At 37.9% G+C, this 14,017-nt stretch carries 9 protein-coding genes and 1 CRISPR repeat array; of the genes, 8 read left to right on the top strand and 1 reads right to left on the bottom strand.

Annotated elements, in window-relative coordinates:
- Positions 1-57 precede the first annotated feature (57 nt).
- Both F952_RS13055 and F952_RS13060 read left to right on the top strand, forming a co-directional pair.
- Complete coding sequence (locus F952_RS13055) at positions 58-1,437, top strand: L,D-transpeptidase family protein (RefSeq protein WP_004928477.1); 1,380 nt, start codon at positions 58-60, stop codon at positions 1,435-1,437.
- A gap of 231 nt (positions 1,438-1,668) precedes the next feature.
- Positions 1,669-2,358, top strand: coding sequence for a pirin family protein (locus F952_RS13060; protein WP_004928479.1), 690 nt, complete (start codon positions 1,669-1,671; stop codon positions 2,356-2,358).
- 45 nt (positions 2,359-2,403) lie between these two features.
- On the opposite strand, the gene cas3f is transcribed toward F952_RS13060, so the two are convergent.
- Positions 2,404-5,640 (bottom strand): type I-F CRISPR-associated helicase Cas3f, encoded by a 3,237-nt coding sequence (cas3f, locus tag F952_RS13065; RefSeq protein ID WP_004928481.1) that lies wholly within the window; start codon positions 5,638-5,640, stop codon positions 2,404-2,406.
- 458 nt (positions 5,641-6,098) lie between these two features.
- Here cas3f and F952_RS13070 point away from each other — a divergent pair, with 458 nt between their 5' ends.
- From F952_RS13070 to cas1f, 6 genes are all read left to right on the top strand, one after another.
- Positions 6,099-6,416, top strand: coding sequence for a phage antirepressor KilAC domain-containing protein (locus F952_RS13070; protein WP_004928483.1), 318 nt, complete (start codon positions 6,099-6,101; stop codon positions 6,414-6,416).
- Positions 6,417-6,526: 110 nt separating this feature from the next.
- Complete coding sequence (locus tag F952_RS13075) at positions 6,527-7,693, top strand: hypothetical protein (RefSeq protein WP_004928485.1); 1,167 nt, start codon at positions 6,527-6,529, stop codon at positions 7,691-7,693.
- Positions 7,690-8,574: a type I-F CRISPR-associated protein Csy2 gene (gene csy2, locus F952_RS13080; RefSeq protein ID WP_004928487.1), complete on the top strand. Its 885-nt coding sequence runs from the start codon at positions 7,690-7,692 to the stop codon at positions 8,572-8,574. Before F952_RS13075 ends, csy2 begins: the two co-directional genes overlap by 4 nt.
- Before the next feature lie 29 nt (positions 8,575-8,603).
- Entirely contained in the window at positions 8,604-9,665 is a 1,062-nt protein-coding gene (gene csy3, locus F952_RS13085; protein WP_004928488.1) for a type I-F CRISPR-associated protein Csy3, read from the top strand.
- Positions 9,666-9,667: 2 nt separating this feature from the next.
- Positions 9,668-10,279, top strand: coding sequence for a type I-F CRISPR-associated endoribonuclease Cas6/Csy4 (locus F952_RS13090; protein WP_004928490.1), 612 nt, complete (start codon positions 9,668-9,670; stop codon positions 10,277-10,279).
- Between the two features lie 11 nt (positions 10,280-10,290).
- Entirely contained in the window at positions 10,291-11,244 is a 954-nt protein-coding gene (gene cas1f, locus F952_RS13095) for a type I-F CRISPR-associated endonuclease Cas1f (protein ID WP_004928491.1), read from the top strand.
- A gap of 97 nt (positions 11,245-11,341) precedes the next feature.
- Positions 11,342-14,010: direct repeats of the CRISPR family, unit length 28 nt; unit sequence GTTCGTCATCGCATAGATGATTTAGAAA.
- Positions 14,011-14,017 lie beyond the last annotated feature (7 nt).

Genomic DNA, 14,017 nt, shown 5'->3' on the forward strand with positions numbered 1-14,017 from the left:
GTAATACTTGCAAGGTTTTATACACTGATATATGAATAATTCTTAAGGTTGAATTGCATGTTTGTTCGCTCTTTACTCGCATTGAGTCTAAGCTGCATCATTAGCGGTACAGTATTTGCGGCTTCAACGGTTGAACAACCGTTACATCCAAAAGTCGTTCGTAGCACAGATTTGATTGAAGATCCGATTGATCCTCTTGCAGTAGATTCATCGGTAAAACAGAAACAAAACTCGACGACCAAATATAAACCAGCTGCGCCTGTACCTCGTAATAATGCTGCTGCATCCAGCCCTGTTGCCTCTGCACCCGCATCAAGTCCAGTCGCTTCTCAGGCTCCAGCATCTAGCCCAACATCATCTTCAGGTGATGCTTCACTTTCTGCACAAGAACAGAAAGACCTGAATCAGGCGTCTGCGACTTTGCAAAATCTGGAAAACAGCGAAGATAAACACGCAGATAGTGGGGCTGCCCCAGCCACACCTGCAACTAAAACCAGTGCGCCATCAACCACTTCTAGCCAATCACAGGCCAAAGTATCATGGACACTGGACAGCTTAAACAATGCCGATTGGTATGAAAATATTGGTCGTGGTCAGTTCCCTGTTTATGCACGTGCTCAAGTGATGTTGAATAACACACATGCATCACCAGGTGCAATTGACGGTACGAGCGGAATGAATACGCTCAAAGCCATTTCATCGTTTCAGCAAATCAATGGTTTAAAGCCAACAGGTGAATTGACTCAAGAGACATGGAGTGCATTGGTAGCAAAGCAAAATAAACCTGCTTATGTAGAATACACACTCACAGAAGATGACTTGAAAGGTCCTTATGCACCTTCAATTCCACACGACTATGCACAACAAGCAAAAATGAAAGGTTTGTACTATGTGCGTGTCACTGAAATGTTGGGTGAAAAATTCCATATGGATGAAGACTTTTTGAAAAAGTTAAACCCAAAAGCAAGCTTTAAAAAAGCAGGTGAAAAAATCATTGTTGCCAATGTGCGTAATGATCTGCCAGAAGATATTCATTTGATTATCGCGCATAAAGGTGCACGTCAGTTATACCTATTTAATAGCCGTAACCAAATGATTGCCTCGTTTCCTGCAACAATTGGCAGTAGTGATACGCCATCTCCAACAGGTACTTATAAGGTCGTTGGTGTTGCACGCAACCCTTGGTATAGCTATTCTCCAAGTAACTTTGTACAAGGTAATAACTTAAAGCCACTGTCTTTGCCACCTGGCCCAAATGCACCTGTCGGTAATATCTGGATTGGTTTAAGCAAAAAATCTTTTGGTATTCATGGTACGCCAAATCCATCTGCGATTTCCAAAACAGCATCACATGGTTGTATTCGTTTAACCAACTGGGATGCTAACGATTTGGGAAATAAGGTACGCAGTGGCGTGACGGTTAAATTCCTTGAATAATATCGATTAAGCTTTTCAAAGCCTGCAAATATGCAGGCTTTCTTATGCTTACCTCTTATATTTATCAGTTATTTTGATGTATTTTATTGTTTCATTATTTTTAATAATAAATAAAATTAAACTCAATCATATTAAAAATAGAACAATATGTTCTACTACTTATGTTTTTACCCCACATTGATATTGCTACTATGTGTTCATGAAATAAATACAAGAATTTGGAGGTGCAAGATGAATGCATATCTACATCGTAGTGAAAATCGTGGTCATGTAAAAGCAGGCTGGTTAAATACCTATCATAGTTTTTCATTTGGTAGCTGGTATAACCCGAAATACATGGGTTTTGGTCCACTTCGCGTGATTAATGATGACACCATCGCTGCAAATAATGGCTTTGGTACTCACCCACATGACAATATGGAAATCCTGACCTATGTTACTGATGGTCGTCTGACTCACCGTGACAGTATGGGCAATGAAGAATATATTCATGCTGGCGAATGGCAATTGATGAGTGCTGGTACAGGTGTCGCACACAGTGAAATCAATAATACGGATGAAGCTGTGCATTTGTTTCAAATCTGGATTCAGCCCAATATCCGTGATGCTGAACCAACTTATCAACAAATTAAGCTTAATCCTCACGATGAACCAAACAAATGGCATCTGATTGTTGGGCCAAATGACAATGCACCCATGTTTATCCGTCAAAATGCAGAAGTCAAAGCGGCTGTATTGGAAGAAGGTAAAACGTTAGACATTGCCACCACTCAAAAGCACAATTATGTGCATGTGGTAAAAGGCCAAATTATGATTGAAAATCAAATTGTGAAAGCGGGTGATGCTTTATTATTTGATGAAAAAACTTCAATCAAGGCACTTGAAGATAGTGAAATGATCTGGTTTGACCTACCCGCATAACCTATAAATAATGATACGCTGTTTCGGAAGAAGCGGCGTGTTTCTTTAATGTGTAAAAACTCCAAAACCATAATCATAAGACCAAGTAGGTACTTCATCTCTATTATAAGGTGTTAAAGATATACGGCAGCCTTGTTCATTCGCAATTTGGTACTCATAACAATAATCTTTCATTTGTTGGGGAGTAAGTGCTAACCATGCTTGAGACTTTGCAGGAATTTCTTCAAACTTCACTTGTTCCCATACCAAACCATATTTTCGATACTTTAAATTTTTAGTGGCTTTCTCATCAAAACCATACACTTGCTTTTTAACAATTAGGCTCTCAGCCCATTCAAACATATAAGTTTCTTGATAATTACGTTCACGTAAAGGTGTTATATTATAAATATTCTCTGTCATGATACTTGCATCGACATCCGATCGGGAAAATAACTGCTCTCCTTGATCGTTAAAGTAGTTTTTACAAAAGTCCTTAATTTGCTCATCATCTAACTTAGCAAATAGACAACCCACTTGGTCAAAACGCAAACGGGCATTAATGACTAATTGAGATTGATGATCCCACGGTAAAAGCTCGTTTAAACGTTGAGACGAATAAGTTGAAGTTGCAGATACACCATATCCCTCATAACCAGGATATATAAATACAGGACGACGCTGTTTACTTTGTTGCTTTCGTTTTTCAATATCGCGTCGTTCACAATAACGATAATTCCACTCTGGAATCACAATATTAGGTTGCTGTACTTTTTCTAACCGATGACGATTAACTCGGCCCGCTGTTTGTACAATTGACTGCACACTTGATGCATCAATAATAGCCCAATCAAAATCATGATCTCTTCCAACTTCTTCAACTGGTGTTGCAATCACAATAAATGGGACATTTAGAGAATCAGAATTTTGCATGAGGTCAATCATTTCATCATCTTGCTCAATCTGCTCATTACCCGTTTTTCTTTTTTTACCGTCTTTGTGACGTGTTAAAAGCTGATCTAGACGTTGCTCTTTATAAAATCTTGAAATAAGCCAATCATTTGCATGATAACAAGCGATTTTTGCTTCAGGTAAATGATCCGAAAGAAATTGGGCAAGACGAATTGCATGTTTGATATTGGCTACTCGTATAAGCCCTAAAGAAATTTTCTTTTCTGTCTTTCTAAAACTCCATGCATGCGCTTGATGAAGTTGCTTTACTCCTTCCAATACCGACTGTTTCCAAGATAAAACTGTCGTTTCAGATAATGAAAGCAACTGAGCTAATCGATGGGTAGGTTTAGAGAGTAACTGAACTTGCAAATCATCCAAATGATTTTGGTAGCGAGTATCAAATTCTGATTTTTGATTTGACCGTTCTAACCAAACTTGTGGTTTGAGCTCATTATCAATAATTGCTATGATTGATTTCTTCTCGTTTCCATAAAGAGCTGCACGCATTTGTATGCCAGACTCAAACGCCCGATGAATTGTTTTGGCAACCGTAAGTGATAAGGTTGCCGATGAACAAATTACGTTACGACCATAGAGTGCAGCGAGCTGAACCAAGCGCAATACTGCAATCAGTGCTTTAGGCTCATAGCCGTCAACTTCATCTAAAATCAAATCACTACTCATTATTCTAAGTAATGCCTTAACATGATGTCCTTGTTGATGTGGCTCACCCGCTGCAATCAGATAATCAATAGTTGAAACCAGTAATGGCGAAGCCAGAATGGTTGTTTCTTTTTGATCTAAAACTTTGCGTCCATTTTTTTCAATTGTAAATAATGGATGTAGCCAATCTGGTAAATTACAGTCTTCACCCCATGCATCGAAAATAGGTTCAGGACGATTTTCATCCTCATCAACGAACTCAATTTTTTCTTTACTTTGATCAAATAAAGTCTGAGTGATCGTGTCACCAATAATCACAGCAATTTCATCATCAGACAGATTCATTGACGTTTTAAGTGCGTGGCCAGTCTGTAAGGTGAGAGAGCGCAAATTAAGTGCAATCGCAATCCTTGGATCATCTGGTCGCAAGGTACAAGCAGCGCGCAAATTCATGCGCGTTTTACCACTTCCAGTCCCTGCAATATTGAAAACCAATGCTGGTGTTTCAGGGTGCTTCTGTATATTTTTTTGCAATGCATTTGCTGCAATGTTCTGCCATTGGAAACGTGGATGAGTGGTGGGCTGACAAATATATTCAACCGTTTGCTCAGAAAGACCCGATAAGCTCAAATCAGTCATCATTTGAACTGCTATTCGTGAAGCCCGATCTCCAACTTGGTGTAAATGCCATTCTAGTGGCTGATCTTGTAATTTGGCTTTCTTGTCTTGGTCTATATTTTTAAGCTTTGTATTTGCAAATAACGCTACATTTTCAGGTTTTTGCAATGAATATTGTTGTGCCGAGACAATATGATCGGCATGAATCAGTGCTGCTCGTGAATGCAGTGCTAAAGCTTTCCAATATAAAAGCTGGTCTGTTTTTTGTTTTGGTATTAATGCCGTTAAACGTTGCATACGTTTTTGATGACTTTTAAAAATAGAGTCTGGTAGTTCGCCTGCACAACTTATTTGTTCACGGCTTGGAACCAATGTACGAACATGATTTTCATAGTGAGGTAAGGCTAATGGATCATTTTTTAAAGCTTCTTCAACTCCTAATAATCCATGATGTGTAACCACTAAATAATCGACTGCCTCTAATTCATTTTGGATTCCCTGTTCTATTTCTTGTCGATCACCTAAAGTGAATTTATCTAGCCCTTTATCTAAATTCTTCCAAGCAAGCTGCCAGTTCCATCCATTTTTTCTGAGTTGTTGCAATAATTTTAGAGACAGCCATTCATGTCGAATGTCATCTCTAATTTTTTGTCCCGCCATTTCTGGACTTAATTTGTTCTGAAAATGTTGTGAGGCTTTACCAATATCATGCATATCCCCTGCTGCGCCTGCCAACAAGCTACTTGCTTTAACCCATTCATCTAACATCAGTAGTTTTTGCTGTTTTTTGATCGATGCAACTGGATATGCACCATCATGGGCAAATTTATGTTTTGCTCCTACAACCCATGCCAGCTTCATACGCCGCATACCAAAATTAATGTAAGCAGCAACAGCTGTTTGACGTGTAGCTACTTTTTTTAAGGCACTACGAATTTCTTTTAAGCCTTCGATTGTCATTGGTGCTTGCCAAGACGAATGTCCTGTACGAATCGCATAGCTATCCAAAATTGCTCGAGTTTTCTTTAAAGCACGCTTCTCACATGCCGAAATAATGATCACATGCATAGTTTATTGTTAAAGTTTGAATGTAATCAAAATATAATCTTTTGTTTTAAAAAGAGAAAGTTTTAATGAAAGAATACAGTCCTAAAGCGACATCTAATGTCGTTTTAAATCTATTTTTTAGCTTGTGTTTACTTAAAAAATAGTTGCAAGCGGATGAAGCAGTTTCTGTATAATAGCTATTGTTCGCTACTGCATAAGTAGTTGAGAAAGAGACTAGATTCTTGTTTAAGAACTATCTCGTTGACCATCGCTTTAGATGGATTACTTTTTGTTACATCTAAAATTTCATTGAATAACAACAATATAAATTCAAATAAAAAATAATGCCCGAGACTAGATTGTTGTTTACTTGATATAAAAATTTAACTAGTCATAATAAACTAGAACTGAGCAGCACAAAGCATCTCAACTCTTTTGTGCTGCTCTTCAAGTTAACTCGTATCAAAAGGAGCTCACTCATGAGTCATCTTATCACAGAACATGTAGATCCATTCTCAAATCAAGAAAAATCATCACCTGATTTTTCACTGAGTATGTCAGCAAAACTTCTAAAGTTATCTCCTAAAGTATTTATTGAACTCTTATACAGGAATAAATTTATTTTTAAACGAAGTAAGCAAACCGCATGGGAGTCATATCAAAATATTGTAGATAGAGAAATCTTGTGCCATCGAGTAATAAACATAAAGCACTCTACAGGCATAGTAGTTCCACATTTACAAGTTAGAGTCACTTTAAAAGGTCTAACATATTTTAAAAATAGATTTTGCTCTTAAATCTACGAAGATATTATTGCGACATTTGATGTCGCAATACTACTTAATATTTATCTAATTTTTCAAATAATGTGTTAAAAATTGGCTATATAACAAAAACGGGGAAGATAATGCCTGAACCACAAACTGATATTTTTATAAATGCTTTGGAAGAATCGGTACACTTTAGTTTAAAGACCATTAATTCTAATATTGAAAAAGGTGGAATTCGTTTAAGTAATCAACAAGCACTTGATTTACCCTATCTGAGTGCTCGAACTTTATTAAATGAAGACTTTCTGATTCCTACTGATTATCAGGCAAATGCAGGTAAAACGGCTTCTATTTTTAAAGTCGTAAAAGCAGCCATGATTAGTCATGATATCAGTGAAGAAGATCCTGACTTCAAGCAACAGGTTGAACAACTCAAGCCATCCATATCATCTGTTTTTAATGAGCTGTATCAATCTGGTACAGAAAACATTGATATACGCATGCGCCAGCTTTTAATTCCCAAAAATGGTGAATACGTTTCAGTAAGTCCACTTACTGCTGCTGGTGTAAATTATCTGGTGAACCAAGAAGTTGATGCTGTAAATGAATTACGCAAAGAAAAAGACAGTGACTTTAACCGCATTCAAACTGCTGTTTTTGGCATAGGCGGAGCCAATCCACAAAATGTGGGAAGCCTCGTTCGTTCAATGCAACGCCCTATTACAGTTGATGCTCCTCAAGCAAGTGAAAAAGTACGCCAAGCTTTAGCGATTTTCTATAACGGATTTACGATACGATTATCTCGTAAGATAAAACTGCTTAATGGAACTAAACGGGCAAAAGAAGCAATTAAAGAATGGTCAGAAATTTTAAATCGTCAACTTGTTATTACCGCGACGAATACGATTCAAAATTGGCATGACCTCGAGATTTTCGCTCCTTCTACCAATCGGGATGTTCGAGATCAGGAAATTATTTTTCTAAATATTCTTGCTAAAGATGTATTAAGACAGGCATCTTTTCAAAAAAATATTTTAGAAGAAGCTGAAGCAATTTTACCAAGTATGCAAGAAATTGAGCGTCCTTCCTTTTGGGTTCATCCAAGTCTTTCGTTTGTTTTACAAGGTTTGGTTGATCCAGAGCTGAGAGATGATCACTGGAGAATAAAGTTCTCGGATTATTTGGCTAGAAAAATCACAAACGAAACCTTTGATATCGAAATCAATAATGAAACTGTATCAATTAGCCTAGATAGCAATTCAGAGGGTTATATCGCCCGCCGTTTACGGGAGATTATTCGATGAGTCGTTATGCAGTAATTCCTCGTATTCGGGTGCAAAATGCGAATATGCAAAGTAATGGTCTATTATTAGGCGGTGTACCTTTATTTGCAGCCAATATGTTTGCACACCATTTGGCAAGGCAACTTGGTACAACAGATGAAGGGATTATTTATATTCATCATAACCAACAGCGTTTAGGTGGGCAAGCCTATGGCCGTTTTACGCCTGCTCAACGTCGAGGTGCCGTGTTTATTGGTAAAAAGGACTATTCTTCTAAAAATAAATATGCGTTGTCTTTACAACCAACCGCATCTTGCCATTTAGAGTTTAGTCTTGTGATTAAATTTAGTAGCTCTCGGATTAGTCCAGAAAAGCTCACCCATATTCTAAAACGTAGTCGTTTTGCTGGCGGACAAATTATCGAGTTTTTAGAAATTACGACACATGCTGAAAATGAATTAGAAGCAGCCCTAAAGAAAATCAAAACTGGGTTTGCCATTTTGGATCGACAAGATTTGCTTATTGAATATCAGCAACGTCAACAAATTAATCGAGTTCAAGCATTTACTCAACTCTTAGCATTAAAAGTAGATACGCTTAGAGCTTTCTTTAATGACCAGAATTTAAGTTGGATATCGGCAACTAATTTAGGTTATGCCCTACTTGAGCCACTCACAGACCAACGAGCAGGTATTCGTCAAGCACAAGATCAAGAAACCACAGCACATGCCTATGCCGAACCGCTTACAGGCATTGTTCAGTATTTTTCTTTAGGTGAGATTCTAAGGAAAAATACTGAGGTCGAGGATGATTCTTGGCATAACTTGCAAAAATTATTGTGGACCTATCACTGGTCGCAAGACGATATTTTTCTTTTAAAACAAAATTGCATTCATGCATAACTCACTTCTAAACATAAGGAATTTTTGATATGACAATTTTTAAGAAATTACCAGGTAGCCTTTCTTTACAACGTGGCACAGTGGTCAGCGACGGGGCTTTTTTCAACTTATTTGAAGATGGGAAACAAGAACCTTTACACGTGATGTATCACGGTATTCGAGGGACTCAAAACGTTGCAGGGAATAAAGAAAAAGGGGCCGCAACAGGTAATTCTTTGGCTCGCGAAGTCACAAATATTCAGTTGACCGAATCTGCAAAATTACAGCCAAATGCGAAACTTTTGGTGAAATGGGACTTTCGTTTTATTGATTTAAGCTATGTATTATTTGCAAGTGCTTCTAAAGCGGGTGCAGATAAAACCGAGGAATACAACTTCCGTCAAGCTTTCTTAAATTTTGTAAATCGCGCTAAAGAAAGCGATGGACTTAAAGAAGTTGTGCGCCGTTATGTACGTAATATCGTGAATGGTCGTTGGTTATGGCGTAATCGTATTGTCGCTGAGAGTATTACCATTCAAGTGACTGCTCAAGATTACCCCGAAACATTTAGCTTTGATGCACTTTCTTACAACCTTAAGAGTTTTGCCGAACCATCTGAACAGGAACAAAAACTAGCAGGTATTTTATTAAAAGGAATTACAGGCGAATCAACAAATGCTGCCTTACATATTGAAGCGATTGTTGACTTCGGTATGGGCGGTGTAGAGGTTTTCCCTTCTCAAAATTACTTAGAAGATAAACCCAAAGGTTTCTCTCGATCTTTATATCAATTAACACCTAAAAAACCAGACCATAAAGCGAATGACAACCAATATCTAGGGCAAGCTGCTTTACGTGATCAAAAAATCGGAAATGCACTAAGAACAATTGATACTTGGTATCCATCGTTCAAAGAAAATGATGAAAAGCCAATTGCTATAGAGCCTAACGGTGCCAACCTAGAAGGTCAGATTTTCTATCGTGTAGGCAAAGATAAAGTTTCTGCATTTGATATTTTAAAAGAAATTGATGAGCTTGACCCAAGCAGCGAAAAAGGAATGTTCTTAATCTCGTGTTTAATTCGTGGTGGCGTGTACTCCGAGGGTGAATAATCATGGATGCCAATTACTATCTGGATATCCGTGTTCTTGAATCATCAGATGATACGGATTTAAAACTGGGTCATATTCGTAATCAAATTTACACCGTCATTCATGGTGCATTTCGAAAACTGCCTGCGCATTATGCTCTTGCGTTGGAGATGTCCGATAAATTGAAAGCGAAGCAGGAACAGTTTGAAAAAAAACACGGCCGTTCAGCTAAACCCAACTTTGATATTTTGCGAATTTTTGCAGAAAAACAGGATGAGTTAGATGAATTAGTAGAAGCAATTAAAGGGCATTGGAAAATTCGCGACTATACTGTTTTAGGTGTTGCAATTGCTGTTCCCACTGCCAAAATTTCGGGTTGGAAAAGTTATCGAAAGTTTCGTATTCCGACTCAGAAAGCTGAACGTACAAAGCTTTCTCATCAGAATGAACCTTTGAGAGATAGACGTTTAAAAACCGCCAAAGGAATGCCCTTCTTTCAGGTGATAAGCCAAAGTACAGGTCAAGGTTTTACAGTTATCATTGATGTTCAGGAAAGTGAAAACGCGGGATACGGGCTGCCAGATAGCTACGGACTTGCCCGTAAGGAAAGTCCTTTTGCTCTACCCGTCTTTTAAGGAAATATAGTATGAGTCAACTCCGTCAAGAACGCAGCCGCCCAGTGATGCTTTCAAAGCGTGCCTGCGTATTTTATCTGGAAAAAGTTCGTGTCGTTTTAAAAGATGATCGAATTGTTTACTTGACGGATAACTCACAGCCTGTGGAATATTTTTATAATATTCCAGAGAAAAACACTGCCTTTTTACTCCTTGGGAAAGGTAGTTCATTAACAGATGCAGCTGCCAGACGTTTAGCAGAATCTAATGTGATGGTTGGGTTTTGTGGCTCTGGTGGTTCCCCTTTATTCTCATCATTAGATTTAACATTTTTAGCACCTCAAAGCGAATACCGCCCTACTGAATACATGCAAATTTGGATGAAAGCATGGTTAGATGATGATGCGCGCTTGCTTATGGCTAAAATTTTATTACTCGAACGTATTGTGCTCGTTTCACAATCATGGAAGAAGAATCTAGATTTGATTCAGCACGGTATTTATATTGATGAAAATGCTTTAAATACGTTTAAACAAGATATTGATCGATCCGAAAATCAACAAGAATTACTTGCAGCCGAAGGACGTTGGGCCAAAGCACTGTATAAAGAATTGGCCAAAGGATTTAATATTGACTTTAAACGAGATGAAGGCAAAAACTCACATGATAGTCTTACCGATATTGCGAATAACTACTTAGATCATGGAAATTACATTGCCTATGGCTATGCGGCAGTTGCTTTAAATGGTATGGGAATTAGTTTTGCCCTACCTATCTTGCATGGTAAAACACGCCGCGGAGGTTTAGTGTTTGATCTTGCCGACTTAGTGAAAGATGCTTTTGTGATGCCAACTGCTTTTATATGCGCATCAAAAGGATTAAATCAAAAAGAATTCCGAATGCAACTTATAGAAATATGCCAAGACCAAGATCTTCTAGATTACATGTTTAGCTTCATTACTGACATATGTAGTAAAATCAAATAAAATCAAACAATTAACTCAAGTGATTCATAACGAAGTATTTTTACTCATTAAAAGCTTATATAATTGATATCAAGGGTTTTGTTTTGACTTAACTCTAGTTCGTCATCGCATAGATGATTTAGAAAGACACCAAAGGTAATAAAGCTATGAAAGAATAGTTCGTCATCGCATAGATGATTTAGAAATTTACTCTTATTATACTATTACCCCTAACCCCGTTCGTCATCGCATAGATGATTTAGAAATCCAGCTAAAATCGTTTGAGGGTGAAACTCCTGTTCGTCATCGCATAGATGATTTAGAAAATGATTTCGAAAGGCTCTCCGAGTACGTTATTGTTCGTCATCGCATAGATGATTTAGAAAATTCCCAGCATTCACGCTGAGTGCTTCGGCACGTTCGTCATCGCATAGATGATTTAGAAATGTGCAGCCGTTTGGCGCGCCCCAGATATGCGGTTCGTCATCGCATAGATGATTTAGAAAAGGAACCGTGGCAGATTGCGTTAATATGTTAGGTTCGTCATCGCATAGATGATTTAGAAATAACGATGGAATAACGTTCAAAGAATCTAACGGTTCGTCATCGCATAGATGATTTAGAAAAATTCATGAAAGATCATTCGCTGTGTTTGGGGGTTCGTCATCGCATAGATGATTTAGAAAATTTGCCGCTTTGAATATTTGATGCACCTGCTGTTCGTCATCGCATAGATGATTTAGAAAAAATCGATGAGGGACAACATCAGGCACTCGACGTTCGTCATCGCATAGATGATTTAGAAAACAGGGCAGGGAAATAACCAAAAATCGATATAGTTCGTCATCGCATAGATGATTTAGAAAGACATAGGAACGATATGAAGATGATTTTTTTTGTTCGTCATCGCATAGATGATTTAGAAAATCAAGCTATCGTCATTTGGCCGATACACAGCGTTCGTCATCGCATAGATGATTTAGAAATCTGCCATGCATACAATTTGATTTGGCTGCGTGTTCGTCATCGCATAGATGATTTAGAAAAATCATCAATATCTTTTTGCGCTTTGCGTGAAGTTCGTCATCGCATAGATGATTTAGAAATCTCACGTACAAAAAAAAATCCTATTTGATGTGTTCGTCATCGCATAGATGATTTAGAAAGCGATTGAATACCGATAGATCGGGGATATTAAGTTCGTCATCGCATAGATGATTTAGAAAATACACTACATTGAACTGCTCGGACTTAAGCATGTTCGTCATCGCATAGATGATTTAGAAAAAAAAAAGTGTAGCCAACTTCATACAGTTACCGTTCGTCATCGCATAGATGATTTAGAAACAGGTGGCAGCGTTCCATTTTCGGGGGCAAATGTTCGTCATCGCATAGATGATTTAGAAAAAAACCACATTATAAGGCTCGGTAAATGTGTAGTTCGTCATCGCATAGATGATTTAGAAAATGAAAATAAGCCCCAATATTGTCAGTGTTCCGTTCGTCATCGCATAGATGATTTAGAAAGTTTCCGCGTCATTCGGGTACAGTTGCGACATGTTCGTCATCGCATAGATGATTTAGAAATTGAAACCTATGAACTTTGTGTTATACGTGTCGTTCGTCATCGCATAGATGATTTAGAAACTTATCAAAATCGGTGGGATCTTTGTCGTACTGTTCGTCATCGCATAGATGATTTAGAAAGAATTATGCTTTAAAAAATCCTTTCGCGGGTAGTTCGTCATCGCATAGATGATTTAGAAAAATCCGATTTCTGCTGTTGCTGGGGTTAGAGCGTTCGTCATCGCATAGATGATTTAGAAAATGTACTATAAGTCACATGGTAAAGACACGAAGTTCGTCATCGCATAGATGATTTAGAAAGAAACGTTGAATCCAGAACCAGCAATCCCAGCGTTCGTCATCGCATAGATGATTTAGAAAAAACTGTGGAGCATTACATCTACCATACTGCCGTTCGTCATCGCATAGATGATTTAGAAATAAAACAGTCAATGTTAATTGGGGTGAACAATGTTCGTCATCGCATAGATGATTTAGAAAGCGGTAGCTGGCGCGGTGTTTGCGTTTTTTGGGTTCGTCATCGCATAGATGATTTAGAAATATAACTAGCATGTCAGAAATAAAACTATCCGGTTCGTCATCGCATAGATGATTTAGAAACGTTGGTACTGTTGCAGGTGGTGCATTGGGGAGTTCGTCATCGCATAGATGATTTAGAAAGACTCCGCTACTTAAGAAAGAGAGCATAGGTGGTTCGTCATCGCATAGATGATTTAGAAATAGAAGTAACTTACGATAACATCTTTGGCGCCGTTCGTCATCGCATAGATGATTTAGAAATCAAGCATGTGATCACTAATGATTCGGTTTTTGTTCGTCATCGCATAGATGATTTAGAAATATACTCCTTATATGTAATTTACGCGTAAACCGTTCGTCATCGCATAGATGATTTAGAAACACTACATTTATACCCGCCGTTTACGCTCTTAGTTCGTCATCGCATAGATGATTTAGAAAGTTTAATGTGGCGTTCAGGTCTTGTTCGCCAAGTTCGTCATCGCATAGATGATTTAGAAAACTCAGTTGACCAATCTTACTGCTTCACTTAAGTTCGTCATCGCATAGATGATTTAGAAAAGAAGATTTGGTGGGCAAAAATATGGAATATAGTTCGTCATCGCATAGATGATTTAGAAAATTCTTAGCTGCATCACGCAAGATTTGCTTTTGTTCGTCATCGCATAGATGATTTAGAAACTCATCG

Source organism: Acinetobacter baylyi DSM 14961 = CIP 107474, assembly GCF_000368685.1.
Classification (GTDB): Bacteria; Pseudomonadota; Gammaproteobacteria; order Pseudomonadales; family Moraxellaceae; genus Acinetobacter; species Acinetobacter baylyi.